The sequence below is a fragment of the Labrenzia sp. THAF82 genome, from assembly GCF_009363435.1.
Lineage (GTDB): Bacteria > Pseudomonadota > Alphaproteobacteria > Rhizobiales > Stappiaceae > Roseibium > Roseibium porphyridii.
Map to the genome: position 1 here is coordinate 1,782,093 of NZ_CP045354.1, position 14,251 is coordinate 1,796,343.

12 protein-coding genes are annotated in these 14,251 nt (G+C 54.8%); 6 read left to right on the forward strand and 6 right to left on the reverse strand.

From position 1 onward, the window contains the following. Positions 1 to 3 precede the first annotated feature (3 nt). From rfbA to FIV00_RS08470, 6 genes are read right to left on the reverse strand one after another with little or no spacing between them, the layout of a single operon-like run. Positions 4 to 912 (reverse strand): glucose-1-phosphate thymidylyltransferase RfbA, encoded by a 909-nt coding sequence (gene rfbA / locus FIV00_RS08445; RefSeq protein ID WP_152500329.1) that lies wholly within the window; start codon positions 910 to 912, stop codon positions 4 to 6. Next, positions 909 to 1,820 carry a dTDP-4-dehydrorhamnose reductase gene (gene rfbD, locus FIV00_RS08450; protein WP_152500330.1) on the reverse strand — a complete coding sequence of 304 codons (912 nt, stop codon included), beginning with the start codon at positions 1,818 to 1,820 and terminating at the stop codon, positions 909 to 911. Before rfbD ends, rfbA begins: the two co-directional genes overlap by 4 nt. After that, positions 1,817 to 2,878, reverse strand: coding sequence for a dTDP-glucose 4,6-dehydratase (gene rfbB, locus FIV00_RS08455; protein WP_152500331.1), 1,062 nt, complete (start codon positions 2,876 to 2,878; stop codon positions 1,817 to 1,819). The genes rfbD and rfbB overlap by 4 nt, the downstream gene beginning before the upstream one ends. Then, positions 2,866 to 3,456 (reverse strand): dTDP-4-dehydrorhamnose 3,5-epimerase, encoded by a 591-nt coding sequence (gene rfbC, locus FIV00_RS08460; RefSeq protein ID WP_152500332.1) that lies wholly within the window; start codon positions 3,454 to 3,456, stop codon positions 2,866 to 2,868. The genes rfbB and rfbC overlap by 13 nt, the downstream gene beginning before the upstream one ends. Continuing rightward, complete coding sequence (locus tag FIV00_RS08465; protein ID WP_152500333.1) at positions 3,453 to 4,736, reverse strand: glycosyltransferase; 1,284 nt, start codon at positions 4,734 to 4,736, stop codon at positions 3,453 to 3,455. Before FIV00_RS08465 ends, rfbC begins: the two co-directional genes overlap by 4 nt. Before the next feature lie 13 nt (positions 4,737 to 4,749). Continuing rightward, complete coding sequence (locus tag FIV00_RS08470; RefSeq protein ID WP_247649361.1) at positions 4,750 to 5,184, reverse strand: MarR family transcriptional regulator; 435 nt, start codon at positions 5,182 to 5,184, stop codon at positions 4,750 to 4,752. Positions 5,185 to 5,624: 440 nt separating this feature from the next. On the opposite strand from FIV00_RS08470, the gene FIV00_RS08475 reads away from it, so the two are divergent. The 6 genes from FIV00_RS08475 (at position 5,625) to FIV00_RS08500 (ending at position 14,251) form a co-directional block, all read left to right on the forward strand. Next, positions 5,625 to 7,373 carry a type I secretion system permease/ATPase gene (locus FIV00_RS08475; protein ID WP_152500335.1) on the forward strand — a complete coding sequence of 583 codons (1,749 nt, stop codon included), beginning with the start codon at positions 5,625 to 5,627 and terminating at the stop codon, positions 7,371 to 7,373. Between the two features lies 1 nt (position 7,374). Beyond that, positions 7,375 to 8,751, forward strand: coding sequence for an HlyD family type I secretion periplasmic adaptor subunit (locus tag FIV00_RS08480; RefSeq protein WP_152500336.1), 1,377 nt, complete (start codon positions 7,375 to 7,377; stop codon positions 8,749 to 8,751). 495 nt (positions 8,752 to 9,246) lie between these two features. After that, positions 9,247 to 9,849 carry a calcium-binding protein gene (locus tag FIV00_RS08485; RefSeq protein WP_152500337.1) on the forward strand — a complete coding sequence of 201 codons (603 nt, stop codon included), beginning with the start codon at positions 9,247 to 9,249 and terminating at the stop codon, positions 9,847 to 9,849. Positions 9,850 to 9,948: 99 nt separating this feature from the next. Then, positions 9,949 to 12,159, forward strand: coding sequence for a glycosyltransferase family 2 protein (locus tag FIV00_RS08490; RefSeq protein ID WP_152500338.1), 2,211 nt, complete (start codon positions 9,949 to 9,951; stop codon positions 12,157 to 12,159). Next, the gene (locus FIV00_RS08495; RefSeq protein WP_152500339.1) at positions 12,156 to 12,995 is read left to right on the forward strand and encodes a class I SAM-dependent methyltransferase; all 840 of its coding nucleotides are present in this window, start codon (positions 12,156 to 12,158) and stop codon (positions 12,993 to 12,995) included. Before FIV00_RS08490 ends, FIV00_RS08495 begins: the two co-directional genes overlap by 4 nt. Then, complete coding sequence (locus FIV00_RS08500) at positions 12,995 to 14,251, forward strand: glycosyltransferase family 4 protein (RefSeq protein WP_152500340.1); 1,257 nt, start codon at positions 12,995 to 12,997, stop codon at positions 14,249 to 14,251. The genes FIV00_RS08495 and FIV00_RS08500 overlap by 1 nt, the downstream gene beginning before the upstream one ends.

The window sequence follows — 14,251 nt, forward strand, 5'->3', positions numbered from 1 at the left end:
GGATCAGGACGCGAGTGCGTTGTCGAATTCGTGCAGGGGTCTGGTGGGTTCATTCACCAACCACTGCAGATACGTTCCATAGGCTGAACCGGAGACCTTGTCGGCCAGATGTTGCAGCTCTTCCTTGCCAATCCAGCCCTGGTGGTACGCAACTTCCTCCGGGCACGCGATTTTCAGCCGTTGGCGCGATTCAAGCGTCTGTATGAACGAGGCAGCATCCAATAGCGATTGAGGGGTGCCTGCATCGAGCCAGGCAAAGCCTCTACCCAGCCGCTCGACGTGCAGACTGCCACAGTTCAGATAAGCCTTGTTGATGTCAGTGATCTCAAGTTCGCCTCTGGCAGAGGGTTTCAAGGACTTTGCGACATCAACGACATCTGCGTCATAGAAATAGAGGCCGGTAACCGCCCAATCCGTGCACGGTTCGGTGGGCTTTTCGGTGATAGAAACCGCTCGATAATCGGTGTCGAACTCAACCACACCATATCGTTCCGGATCATGAACCTGATAGGCAAAAACCGTTGCACCATTCGACCGGTTTTTTGCTGACAGCATTTTTTCCGGCAAGCCCTTGCCGAAAAAAATATTGTCGCCGAGGATGAGCGAGGCGCGTTCTCCTGCGAGAAAGTCTTCTGCAATCAGGAATGCCTGCGCAATGCCTGCCGGGTGATCCTGAGCAGCATATTGCAACTTGATCCCCCATTGTTGGCCGCTACCAAGCAGGCGCTGAAAGCCGCCGATATCCTGCGGCGTACAGATCACAAGGATTTCCTTGAGCCCGGCGAGCATCAATGTCGTCAGCGGGTAGTAGACCATGGGCTTGTCATAGACCGGCAAGAGCTGTTTCGAACTCGCCAGGGTCATAGGATAAAGACGGCTTCCTGAGCCGCCAGCAAGAACGATACCCTTCAATGCGCATCCCTCCTGGGTCGGGGCAATGCCTGCAGCACATCACTGATGCTCTTCTCGATGGGCGGAAACTTCAGTCCGAAGGCATTCTGGTATTTGTCCATGCTGAGTACCGTCCTCAATGGCCTTACGGCAGGTGTTGCGAATTCGCTCGAGGCAGCTGCGCAGACCTGACAGGTCGGACCGTAAAGTTTGCCGGAGACGGAAATTACCTTTTTTGCCCATTGAAAACGGGTCATTGGTTCCGGGGCTGCCAGATGATAGATGCCGGAATAGCTGGTCCAGTCCACGTCTTCGAGCTGGCGCACGAGGTCCGCAAGTGACTTTGCAAGGTCCAGTGCCGATGTTGGATTGCCGACCTGGTCGGCCACGATACGAAGCTGACGCCCACTGGCAGCTGCAGACAGCAGCCAGGAAACGAAGTTCGATCCGAAAGGTGAATAAAGCCAGGCCGTTCGAAGGACGATGTGTTTGGGGTTAAGTCGACTGACGCTGTTTTCGCCTGCCAGCTTCGACATGCCGTAGGCATTGACCGGGTTTGTGCGATCAGTCTCAACATAAGGTGATCGCTTTTCACCATCGAATACATAGTCGGTTGAGATGTGAATGATCGGAATGTCGTTAACAGCGGAAATCTGAGCAAGATTTCCAGCACCAACGCCATTCACATGATGCGCGTTGTCTGGAAAGCGTTCGGCGTCGTCTACCTTGGTGTAGGCTGCAAGGTTCAACACGAAGTTCGGCCGCAATCGGTCAATCATCGAGCTGCAACTTTGAGCCTTGGTGACGTCCAGCGTGTTTCTGTCAAAGAAACAGAATTCAAGATCGGCTGCTGTATCAGAGACAACTTTCAGAGACTTTGAAAGTTGGCCGTTTTTGCCGGTGACCAGAACCCTGGTTGTCCCCGTCATGCTGTCGCGCTACCGGAAGCGGCAAGTGTCGGGATTTGATGGGGTTGAACGGACGCTTCGAGAGCCTGATCCAGATACCAGCGAACGGTTTCTTCAATACCTTCGTTGAAGCCAACTTCCGGCTTCCATCCGGTTGCTATCTCGACCTTTTTTGGGTCAACGGCATAGCGCCGGTCATGCCCTGGACGGTCAGTGACGAAACGGATCAGGCGTTCATGAGGAGCTTTCTCAGGGACTAGCTTGTCGAACGTCCTGCAAATCAGATGAACCAGATCGAGATTGCAGACTTCGTTGCGGGCTCCGATGGCATAAGTCTGCCCCGGTCTCCCATGTTTCAGAACCAAATGAAGCGCGCGGGCATGATCGGAAACATGGATCCAGTCACGGGTTTGATGCCCATCGCCATAAACCGGGAGCGTCCATCCGTTCATTGCGTGTTTGCAGACCAGCGGGATCAGTTTCTCCGGATATTGTTCCGGGCCGTAGTTGTTAGTGCAGTTGGTGACAATCGCAGGGATTCGATATGTGCGGCACCAGGCCCTCACCAGGTGATCTGACGCGGCCTTGCTGGCTGCATATGGTGATGACGGATTGTAAGGCGTGTCTTCCCTGAAGATGCTGTTGCCACTCAGGTCTGCAAGATCCCCGAACACTTCGTCTGTCGAGACGTGCAGGAACCGAAAGGACGCTGCTTCAGAGCCGTTGCGCGATGCCAGGAACTTTCTGATGGCCTCAAGCAGCACCATCGTGCCTTTGATGTTTGTTTCCACGAAGTCGGTTGCATTTTCGATCGACCGGTCGACATGACTTTCTGCAGCAAGGTTCAGAACCACAGTTGGGCTGAATCGTCTGAGAATCTGATCAACTTTCCCGAAGTTGCATATGTCCGCCTGAACGAGGGTGTAACGCGGGTTCTTGCGGAACTCTGCAACGGCCCTGGTGTTGGCAGCGTAGGTGAGCTTGTCGAGCACGATGATTTCATCGTCAGACTGTTCGAGCAGGTATCGGCACAAAGCGGTGCCAATAAAGCCGGCTCCTCCTGTAATCAGGACAGGCATTCGGACACCTCGATCATGTCAGCATAAGTGAAAACAGGTGGCAGGGCGGTGAACTGCGGGAGGTCCTTGTCCCTGTCAGACAGGTAAGCCGGGTCGTTGCCGAGTTGCCAGTCTATTGCCAGGACCGGATCGTCGAAACGGATCCCGCATTCGCTTTGCGGGGCGTAATTCGCGTCGACCTTGTAAAGGACTTCGGCATTTGGCGTGAGCGTCGAAAACCCATGTGCAAATCCGGCCGGGACAAAGAGCTGATGCCTGTTTTGAGCACTCAGCACTCTTGCGACATGCATGCCAAAGGTTGGCGACCCAAACCGAATGTCCACTGCGACATCCAAGATCGAGCCGCTGGAACAACGAACGAGTTTGGCCTGTTGAAATGGAGGTGCTTGAAAGTGAAGGCCGCGGACAGTCCCTTCTCGCTTGGAAAAGGACAAGTTGTCCTGGACAAAATCGGCAGTTACGCCGAGTGGCTCAAGGGCAGATCTGTTATAGGTTTCAGCAAAATACCCGCGAGCGTCCTGATGACAGGCAGGAACAATCTGCAATACCTCTGCAATTTCCGTCGACATCGCTTTCATGCGTGACCCCGTTCCAGTATCGGCTGTCGCATTTGCTTGCTGTTTTTTGCAGGCGCTGACATTCGGGCGCGCAAAGACGACACCTTCTGCAGCATGGATTGCAGACGCAGGGTGCAGCCTGAGAGTTCAAAGCGGTCAACAACCGTTCTTCTGGCCGCCCTGCGCATGTCGAACCTGCTTTTGGGATCGCTTAGAGCCGCGCAGACTTCGTCGGCAAGTGCATTCGTGTCCCAGAAGTCCACAAGCGTTCCATTGCGCTTATGACGGATCACTTCCTGAACAGGTGCTGTGTTTGACGCAATGATCGGCGCTTCACACGCCATTGCTTCCAGGAACGACCAGGACAGAACAAAAGGATAAGTCAGGTAGACGTGGGCAGCTGACACCTGGAACAGCTTAACGAGGTCCTGATGTGGCACCTGGCCCAGAAAGTGCGCGCGATCCTGAGGCAAGCCGGTTTCCGCTACAAGTCTGTCGCGCAGCTCAGAAGCATTTCCTGTTTGGCGGCCGTAGCTGACCCCGTCGCCGCCGGCAATGACGAACTGTGCCTCCGGGATTTGGGTAGCAACCAGTGCTGCAGCTTTGACGAATTGTGGAAAGCCGCGATAAGGCTCAAGACTGCGGGCTGCAAATGTGACAACCGGATCGCCGGCGGTCAGAAGCCGGCCGTTTGGCAGACGAAAACTCGCAACACTGTCGGGGCGCGCTCGCGAAGTGTCTATGCCCTCGTGCTGAACAACGATCTTTGATTGGAATTCCTGTGGGAAGCGGCTTTTTTGCCAGGCGGTCGGACTGATGCCGATATCAATCTGATCCAGCGTTGCCAGCTGAACCGTATTGCGCAATCGAACCGTTTGGCGATGATGGAGAGACACCTCTTCCGTTGGAGCAAATCCGAGGTCGCCGCCTTGCGGTTGGAAGTAATATTCGCAATAGCCGATGGCGGGTACGTCCGGCAGTGCATCCTTGACGAACAACATGCCACCCCAACCAATATGGCCCATCACGAGGTCAGGTTTTCGGCCATTCAAGCTAAGCTTGTTCAGTATATCGGCAACTCGTCGACCAGCGACGATGTAAGGCACGGAGCCCTTGCCGGAAATTTCACCCGATCGGCCTTGGCCACCCGGTTTGTCACCATATCGAAAAACCCGCAGGCCCGGGACCGGACGATCCATGCTTTCGCAGATGAGCGTTGCCGTCCAACCATCTGAAATCAGGCGCCGGGCCAAGTGAACAAACTGGCCGGGTCCGTGCCGGTGCACAAACACGATATGCATGGATCGTCTCCGGTCAGAACCGGTTCATGTCGAGGCGCGGCGTTGCCCGCTGCAGGTCTGTTGCCCAAAGAACTTCGAGCTTACGCAGCATTGCGAATGTCTCTTCAAGCGCTTGCAAATCTTTTTCGGATTGAACGACCTGATCCTGATTGACCTCATCTGCGGTCTTTATGTCAGCACAAAGCTGTTTGCCCTTGTCCGTGAGGCGGATGCGAGCAGAGCGCCTGTCGCGAGCTGATGCTGTCCGATCAACATATCCAGACTGAACCAGTTGCTTCAGGCTGTAGGATGCGTTCGAGCCGAGATAGTGGCCGCGATCCATGAGATCACGAACGGAAAGATCATCGTCTCCGATAGTAAACAGCAGCATCGCGTGCGCAGGAGAAATGTCGTCGGCACCAATTCGAATGAGATCGATGCGCAAGCGATCGAGATATCGCCGGTACATTCTTTCGATAATTCTTACGAGATCAAAGTGATTTACATGTGGGGCTTGGGGGGCGTTGTTATTCCTGTTTGTGTCGATCGATCTGCTGCCATTTTCCTCAACTCTAGGTTTAATACTCGTCGTGTGGCCATTTAAGCCAGACACCGTCTCTTTAAATATATCGTGCATGTGCCCCGAACTCCCGCCAATATTCGAACTAAATTCGAACTAATCTCATCACTAAATTGCTCCCTTTCTATGCACTTCAGTGCATTCATTGTTTTTAATTTTAACTTTCTACTGCTCGTCAATCGATCGCCACAATTAAAGGCGTTAGTTGACTCGATTTAATCTATAGTCATTCATCATTACTAGGGAAAAGATGTGTCGTTTTCTGGGCAAATTTGATTTTTTTCGCACTTGCGAACACATCTATCGGTTGAATATTTGGAGAATTGTAAATGGCTGAGCAATCAATACCGGCCGCTATTGATCCGTTTCGCCTCATCAGAGAGGCCAGGGTTACCTTTGCAACCGGTTTGGCTGTCGCTGCGATTTTGAGCGGGTTCATCACGCTTTTACAGTTGGTGGTTCCGCTCTTCATGCTCCAGGTCTACGACCGTGTCCTGAACAGTCGGAGCCTCGACACACTTAATATGCTTCTGATCATTGCTGTTGCGGGCCTGGTGCTCTTTGCGGTTCTGGAGTTCATTCGTAGTCAGATTTTTCAGATCATGGGCAGCGAACTGGTTCGGCGGCTCAATCTGACCGCGATCGAGGCCGGTGTGAAATCCTCACTTGAAAAGGGAGGTAGCATGGCCTCCGAAGTGCTGCGTGATCTCAATGATTTGCGGACGTTCATTACGAGCAACGCGATCAGCGCGCCGTTGGAAGCCATGTGGGTGCCTTTGTTCCTGATCGTACTGTTCGCGCTGCATCCCTTCTACGGGCTGCTGGCGGTCGTCTCGGCAGTCACGCTTATCGGTCTCAATCTCTTGTCTGATATGCTGACCCGTCCCTTGTTGAAAGAAGCAAGCACGGCCAACCTTCAAAACGTTGCGACCATCGGGGCAACGCTCCGCCATGCGGAAACGATCGATGCGATGGGGTTGATGCCTGCGCTCTCCAGACGGTGGCGCAAGGGTCAATTGCATGCGGCAGAATTGATGGCCATGGGCAGTCGGCGCGGCAAGGCAATACACGCACTGACCCGCAGCATACGATTTGGAATGCAGATTGCCGTGTTGGCGCTTGGTGCTGATCTTGTCATCAAGGGTGAGGTCACGGCCGGTACGATGATTGCCGCGAGTATCATCATGGGCCGACTGTTGACCCCATTCGACAATATGACTGAAAACTGGCGCCAATGGGTGTTCGCCTTCACTGCCTGGAACAGGGTTCGTGACGTCCTTGAAAACCACTCTTCCTTGCGCCAGACCGTGCCAACGCCACCCAGCCAAGGCGCGCTTAAGGTTGAAAAGCTGGTTTATGCTCCACCAAATGCGCCGGTTCCGGTGATCAAAGGCATTTCGTTTTCGCTTGAACCTGGTGAGGTTCTTGGCGTCGTGGGTGCTTCTGCAGCCGGAAAATCGACGCTTGCCCGCCTGCTTGTCGGTGTGCTCCAGCCGACAACAGGCGGGGTCTTTCTGGACGGGAACAATGTTTACTTGTGGGAGCGGGCCTCTTTCGGTGCCATGGTCGGTTATCTGCCGCAGTCGGTGTCTTTGCTGGACGGAACCGTGAGAGACAACATCTCTCGCATGTATGAAGCGGACCCGCAGATGGTGATCGATGCAGCACGCTCGGCGGGGGTGCACGAGATGATCGGCAGGATGCCGCTGGGTTACGATACACCCGTCGGCGACAATCGGTACACGCTTTCCGGCGGTCAAAAGCAACGTGTTGCCCTGGCGCGAGCCCTTTTCGGAGGACCGCGTTTGCTGGTGCTCGATGAGCCCAATGCAAATCTGGATACCGAGGGAGAGGTTGCGCTGCTGCGTGCCATAGCCGAGGCGCGGGAAAACGAGGCCATTGTCATCGTGATCGCGCACAGGCCGGCCATCATGGAAGTTGCTGACAAGATCCTTGTTCTGGAGGACGGGCGTGTCAGCCAGTTCGGCGACAGAACGGATGTCGTCAGCAGTATCACACGCCGTTTGCCCGCGCCCGGTACCAACCGGTCGCTGCCAGGCAGTGGAGAGGTCGCTTAAGATGTCAGAAGACCAAAGGCAACTCCAAAACAGCCCGACATCCAAAGAGCCTGATGAAGCATTCTGGAAGGCGGGATTGGTGGCGGATGACGCACGTCCACCGAGCCTGAAGAAGCCTTTGTTGGCTGCCGTGTTGGCGGTGGCAATCGGATTCGGCGGGTTTCTACTTTGGGGCTTTACTGCCGATCTGGACAGTGCGGCCGTCGCAACCGGCAGCGTGATTGTTGATAGCAAACGAAAAACAATCAGCCATCTGGAAGGTGGGATCCTGCGACGGCTGCTGGTTCTGGAGGGCGATTTTGTGGATGCCGGACAGCCACTTGTCGAGCTGGACGATACCCGCGCTCGGGCAGAGCTTGCCCAGCTGCGCGGCAAACGCGTCAGCCTGCTTGCCATGTTGTCCCGCCTGAGGGCCGAGCGGGACGGAGCGGAGGCCATCATTTTTCCCAAGGAGCTTCTGGAAAGCGATGCTCCGCTTACGCAAGACGTGCTTGCTGCGGAAAGCCGGTTCTTTGAAAAACGGCGTCAGGTTTACCAGGGCAAACTTTCCTTTCAGCAAAAGGAAATCGAGCAGTATGCCGCACAGATTGAGGCCAATCAGGCTCAGATTGAAGCCACGGGGCAACAGCGTGCATTGCTTGAAGAGCGGGTCGCCGCGCTGACTTCGCTTGCGGAAAAGGGCTTTACGTCGAAGGCCATGCTCAGTGACGTCCAGCTCGAACTGAGTGAGATGATTGGAGACGGCGGTGAGTTGGTCGCGCAAAAGGCGCGTGCTGAAAAAGCGCGGCAGGGGGCGGAAGTGGCGCTCTTGCAGGCCGAACAGGAATGGCAAAGCGACATCGCCAGCAAGATCCTTGAAACGCAGCTTGATCTCAACCTAACCAATGAGCAGATCGTATCGGCAAAGGATGTGCTCGACAGGCTGGTGGTCAATTCACCTCAGGCCGGAATTGTCTCTGACATAGAAACGCGCACGCCGGGTGGTGTCATCGAGCCTGGTAAGGCGATTATGGATATCGTGCCGCGTGACGAAAAGATGCTTGTCGAGGTGCGCATGAATCTCAATGACATTGATTCTGTCAGCGTAGGTTCAGAAGCGCGGATCAGATTGACCGCCTATAACAGGCGTAGCGCCAGTCCACTTGTTGGGCAGGTGACTTTTGTGGCCGCCGATCAGACTGTCGACCCGCAGACACAGGCGGCGTTCTACGTTGTGCGGGCAGAAGTGACACCGGATGCGCTTGAAGGCAGGCCAGACCTGGCTCTTTATCCAGGCATGCCGGCTGAAGTGCTCATTGTTCGTCGTGCCCGCAAGGCGATCGAGTATCTCGTCGAACCGATTTCTGACAGCCTCAATCGAGCCTTCAGGGAAGATTGACCGACCATATTTTTCCCTTTTGAGAAAGCGCACGTGTGTGCCTTTCCGTGCTCGCCGGCATCGCTGCATGCATGGCCATGTTGCATTGCAAAATTATTCAGATCATCTGCAGCCAGAAGATGCAAACATTGGTTGTATTTTCAAGATTAGTTTCACTTTGATTGATCGTTGAATTCGATATTATTATTTTAAGCATCTGAAAAATATATAAAAAAAATACAACCTATAAGAGCTTCTTTGGTTTATTTAATTTTATTTTGAAATTCAAAACAAAAATAGAATAATTTCATTATACTTTCAAAGTATAGAATTGAATAAATTGATTTCAATTTCTATTTTTCAAATTATTGCCTTATTTTTTTCACTATTCTTCTCTTTGCTAACAGTAATAATTGTGTATTGTCAGTGCTGCATAGCGAAAGGCGGACGTTGTGCGGTGCGGTGTGCCGCGATCTGCGGGGCGTCATTTTAACGAGGCAAGTTCAGGAGTTTGCAATGGCTACAATTGAAGGCAGCGCCTTCCAGGATTTCCTGCAAGGTACCAATGCCCAAGACTTTATTTTCGGCTTGGGTGGATCGGACATCATTCTCGGTGACGAGGGCGATGACTTTCTTTTCGGTGGGAACGGCGGTGACGTGATCGCCGGCGAAGATGGCGCCGACAAAATCTTTGGTCAGGGCGGCGAAGACGTCATTCTGGGTGGAGATGGCAGTGACACGATCTTCGGCGGTGGCGGTTCCGACTACATCGAAGGCGGTGACGGTGGCGACATCATTTTCGGTGGTGAAGGTACCGATCTGATTGATGGCGGGGCAGGCAACGATGTGATGTTCGGTGGTGGCAACCACGACGTCTTCGTGTTCACCGGTGGCGGTGGCAATGACATCGTGATGGACTTCCAGGTGGGTGATCTGGTTCAGATCTCCAACAACATCAACAGCACCGGCGTTTCTTCTGCGGCTGATGTTGCCGCACGTGCGACGCAGGTGGGCAACAACACGGTCATTGATCTGGGCAACGGTGACACCGTGACGCTCAACAATGTCGATGCCGATGAGCTTCAGAACAATCCTGAAGGCTACATCGTCGTCTCCTGATAAGCCACGTCCCGGGCGCGCGGTTTTCCGGGCGCCCGAGCGGCGTTTTCCAGCCCGGGGTCTGCGCCGTATTTGCAGGCCCTCAATCGAAGGACGCAGATGCTCGAGACGCTGGGCAAATACGCCGAGGCGGACTTTGAGTCGCCGCAAATCTATCAATTGACGTCGGGGGTCTGCCTTCTTGTGTGGGATCCTCCTCATCAGGTGAATGCAGCTCCACGGCTGGAAGAACAATCCTCGAGCTCATTCGGTTCGATCGCTAGTGTCAGGCTTGCGCGTCTGGATGGTCGATCGCGCATTGTCTGGGCCTTCTCCTTGAAGGAAAAGTCAAGGCTGGATCTTAAGCTTACGGCCGGTGCCATCGGTTCTGAGGCTCGTTTGGCGGTAGATGTTGCCCAATCGATACCGATGGCCGACGCCTTTGCCATCACGAGCGGTCTCAGTCAGGCTGCCTGTGCGGTATTCGTAACGACGTTTCTGAACGCCTGGTCAGGCATGTTCCGGCTGTCACGTTCGCGCAGGTTTGTCGATTTTGCACGCGAGCTTCTGCGCTCTGTCAATGACGCTCCTCCGGTTGTCGAATTCGTGGCGAGTGTCGGAAGGGTGCACATTCTGGAGACGCTTCTCAACAGCGACAGCACCGAACTTCAGACGGCTGTTTTGATCGGCGATTTCGGCATTCAACGTCTTGATAGTTCAACCTGCAACGTCTCTTACAACAACGGCAGGAACAGACTGTTTCTCGGCTCGGTTGAGCTTCATCAGCCGCCGCAAAACGGCTTCCTCGTGCTTGCTGGGGCATGGGGCCTCGCCATTCGCAGGATCGCCGTTGAAAACGCAGGGCGTTCGTTGAGCACCTGGTGGGGGACGAACTCCCGGAAGTTGCCGGAGGTTCGGGACTACCTCATAGCCGAAATCGGAAAACGGTCCGAGGAGACCGAGGCGGCTGTTTTGAATATGCAAGCAAATGAACCGCTAGCAGCGCGACGCCATGGGTCGCTTGCTGAATCAACTTCCTTCTGTTCCATCGAAACAGCCCTGTCTGGTGAGGCCGGTGTTCTGGTTGGAGGTTGGATGCGGGACCCGGGAAAGGCCTATCGCGGGATCGATATTCTCTCAGGAACACATGCACCCATTCCACTGGAACTCATGACGTTTGACGGTGTCCTTCCGGAAACGCAGGGCGGCTACGCAATCAAACGGTTTGTCGCCTTCGCACCAGTTGGCAGCTCATTGCGGCACAACCTTCAGCCCCGTTTCGAGCTCAGGCTGGTGTCGGGCGAACGGGCTTCGCTGGTCCCTCCGCCGCAACCAAGCGACATTTGCGAGGTCAGGGCAAAAGCACTTTCGGTGGCAACACCTCGGCATGTGAGCGATGAAGTCCTGTCCGGCTGCCTGTCGCATATTCTGTCTGAAATTCAGGAGCGCTTTCGTCATTCGGTTGGCGCACCCAAAGAGATTACGTTCGGCACTGTGCTGACGAACCCGACGGTTTCGATTGTCATTCCGCTCTACAAGGTATTCGAGTTCATCAAGGCCCAGCTGGCCGCCTTCTCAACGGACAGCTGGCTTGCGGAAAACGCGGAAATCGTCTTCGTGCTCGACTCGCCTCAGCAGGTCACGCATGTCGAGGACCTGCTCGCCGGCTTTCACTTGCTTTATGGCTTGCCGCTGCGCCTTGTGGTCATGGAACGCAACGGCGGCTATGCCCTTGCCTGCAATGCCGGCGCAGAGGCTGCGCGTGGCCGCTACCTTGCCATGATCAACTCCGATGTCGTGCCGATCGAGGCAGGCTGGTTGGAGCAATTGTGCGCCAGCCTGATGATGGACGAGCAGATCGGGGCGGTCGGCGGCAAACTGCTCTACGCAGATAATGCAATCCAGCACGCAGGCCTGAAATTCATTCAGGACGACAAAGGTCGTTGGTTCAATCACCACTACTACAAGGGCTTTCCGAGACAGTTTCCCGAAGCCAGCTCTTCTCGTGAAGTGCCCGGGGTGACCGGTGCCTGCATGGTGTTGGCGAAGGAAGACTTCGAGACCGTTGGAGGCTTCACCAATGACTACATTGTCGGTGATTACGAAGACAGTGACCTTTGCTTGAAGCTCAGGAAGCTGAACCGGAAGATCTGCTACATCGGTGATGCCGAGCTTTACCATTTTGAGCGGGTTTCCATCCGCAAGAACGATGACTACACCGGCGGTGTCGCCTCACAGTACAATCGCTGGCTTCATCAGTCCCGATGGGAGGACGATATCGTCGCACTGATGGGAGCCGCGGCTCTGCGTGAAGAAGGGTCAAGAGCATGAATTCGCCGGTTCTCATTCGGGATACGGCGGGATTGTTGCCCGTCGCGCTAAGTGGGGAACGACTTGCCGATCTTCAGGCCTACGTTTTGCGCAATCGTTTCCTTCCGGTGCCGCCAAGTGAAGACAACTTTGTCGGAGACGGTGATTATCTTGCCATTGGCACCGAATTCCTCGGGCACTTTATCGAGCTTGGCGGGCTGCGTGCCCACGAGAAAGTGCTCGACATCGGCTGCGGCATTGGCCGGATGGCGGTTCCGCTCACGCAGTTCCTCGATCAGGCGAAAGCGCGCTATGTCGGGTTTGACCCGGCTTCTGCGGGCATCCAGTGGTGTACGCGAAACATCTCATCGGTTTATCCGAACTTTCGTTTCGCGCATCTTGATGTTGCCAACTCGCTCTACAATCCCGAAGGCTATATCCGTGGCAACGAAGTGGCCTTGCCATTTGCGAGCGGTGCTTTCGATTTTGCCATCATGACATCCGTTATCACGCATCTGCCTGCGGATGAAATTGGACCTTATTTCCAGGAAATCGCGCGCCTTCTGGGCAAAGGTGGACGCTTGTTTGTTTCGGCGTTCGTTATGGTTCCGGACAGAAATCCAGACGCTAAGCCGCGCATCGATTTTAAGCGAGTGGGTGAGGGGCCTGCCTGGTTTGCCGATGAAAAGGAACCGATGATGGCAGTCGCTTTCGATGACGGTTTCATCGAAAGCGCCTTGCAAGCCGCAGGATTCGAATTGGCCGTTAAACGATTGGGGCATTGGCGCGGTGGCAGCAATTCTTTGCACTATCAGGATTTTTTCGTTGCCTTGAAGACAAACGCGGAGGTGACGTGATGCGCATTCTCGTTTTTGCCCACAATCACCCGGATCTGCATCCCGGCGGTACGGAAACGGTCGCTCTGGAGCTCGCCAAGGCGTATCGGAAGGCGGGGCATCAATCGCTCTTTGTCGGTGCGACGAACCATTTGCACCGCGAACCGCATCCAGGCACCAGCTTTCAGGCGATCAGTGACAGCGGCGATGAACTGCTGATGTGGGCAGGCCATTTTGACCGGTTCAACATGAGCCAGGTCGATTTGCAGGCCTTTGTTCCTGACATGCGAACTCTGCTTGAAAATTTCCAGCCGGATGTCGTTCATATCCATCATTTGCTGCTCTTCGGCGTCGAACTCCCTGTGCTGTTGCGTCGCGTGCTCCCGGATGTCCGTATTGTCATGACGCTGCACGACTATTACGCGATTTGCGCCAATGACGGCGTCCTGATGAAAAGTCCGGATGAAGCCTGTGCGGCGCTGGGGCCGGGGGGACTTTGTCGCTGTCTTCCGGAAGCCAAACCGAATGACCTGCGTTTGCGGGAACGCTTCATCAAAACACATTTGGCCACAGTGGATGAATTCGTCGCACCAAGTGCGTTCTTGCGGGACGTTTATGTGCGCTGGGGACTTCCGGCTGAGAAGATACGCATCATCAGCAACGGACGACCTGACACCACACCTGTAGCCAGCAGGGCGGCGACAGACGAGCCGAAAACAGTGTTTGGCTACTTTGGAAATCTGACGCCCTGGAAAGGTATCGAAGTCCTCCTTCAGGCAGCTCGTCTGCTTAAGGACAAGGAGCTTGATTTTGAACTCAGGGTTCATGGCGGGGCACCTTTTCAGGACAAGGAATTCGTCAAGCGTATTGACGCTCTCTTTGAAGAAACGGCGCCGAACGTGCAGCGGCTCGGTGCTTACCGACCTGATGAAGTCGCCGGCCTCATGGAACCGGTTGACTGGGTGGTCGTGCCGTCTGTCTGGTGGGAAAACGCCCCCTTGGTCATTGCGGAAGCTCAGCAGCATGGCCGCCCTGTCATAACCAGTGGTGTCGGGGGTATGGCGGAGGCTGTCAAGGACGGCGTGGATGGTCTTCATGTTCGCAAGAATGACCCCGTCAGCCTGGCCATCACCATGGCGACGGCTGCCGGAGACGTCGAACTCTACCGAAATCTAGCGGCAAATGTTCGCACGCCTCCCTCGGTGGCGTCCGTTGCCGAACAGTATCTGGGCCTCTTTCAAGGCCGGCAGTCAACGCCGCGCGCACCTGCTGCGTGA

Bases quoted from the DNA above. Each gene is read 5' to 3' on its own strand.
- rfbD (WP_152500330.1), bottom strand. From the start codon at position 1,820: ATGACGGGGACAACCAGGGTTCTGGTCACCGGCAAAAACGGCCAACTT.
- rfbB (WP_152500331.1), bottom strand. From the start codon at position 2,878: ATGCCTGTCCTGATTACAGGAGGAGCCGGCTTTATTGGCACCGCTTTG.
- rfbC (WP_152500332.1), bottom strand. From the start codon at position 3,456: ATGAAAGCGATGTCGACGGAAATTGCAGAGGTATTGCAGATTGTTCCT.
- FIV00_RS08465 (WP_152500333.1), bottom strand. From the start codon at position 4,736: ATGCATATCGTGTTTGTGCACCGGCACGGACCCGGCCAGTTTGTTCAC.
- FIV00_RS08470 (WP_247649361.1), bottom strand. From the start codon at position 5,184: ATGTACCGGCGATATCTCGATCGCTTGCGCATCGATCTCATTCGAATT.
- FIV00_RS08475 (WP_152500335.1), top strand. From the start codon at position 5,625: ATGGCTGAGCAATCAATACCGGCCGCTATTGATCCGTTTCGCCTCATC.
- FIV00_RS08480 (WP_152500336.1), top strand. From the start codon at position 7,375: ATGTCAGAAGACCAAAGGCAACTCCAAAACAGCCCGACATCCAAAGAG.
- FIV00_RS08485 (WP_152500337.1), top strand. From the start codon at position 9,247: ATGGCTACAATTGAAGGCAGCGCCTTCCAGGATTTCCTGCAAGGTACC.
- FIV00_RS08490 (WP_152500338.1), top strand. From the start codon at position 9,949: ATGCTCGAGACGCTGGGCAAATACGCCGAGGCGGACTTTGAGTCGCCG.
- FIV00_RS08495 (WP_152500339.1), top strand. From the start codon at position 12,156: ATGAATTCGCCGGTTCTCATTCGGGATACGGCGGGATTGTTGCCCGTC.
- FIV00_RS08500 (WP_152500340.1), top strand. From the start codon at position 12,995: ATGCGCATTCTCGTTTTTGCCCACAATCACCCGGATCTGCATCCCGGC.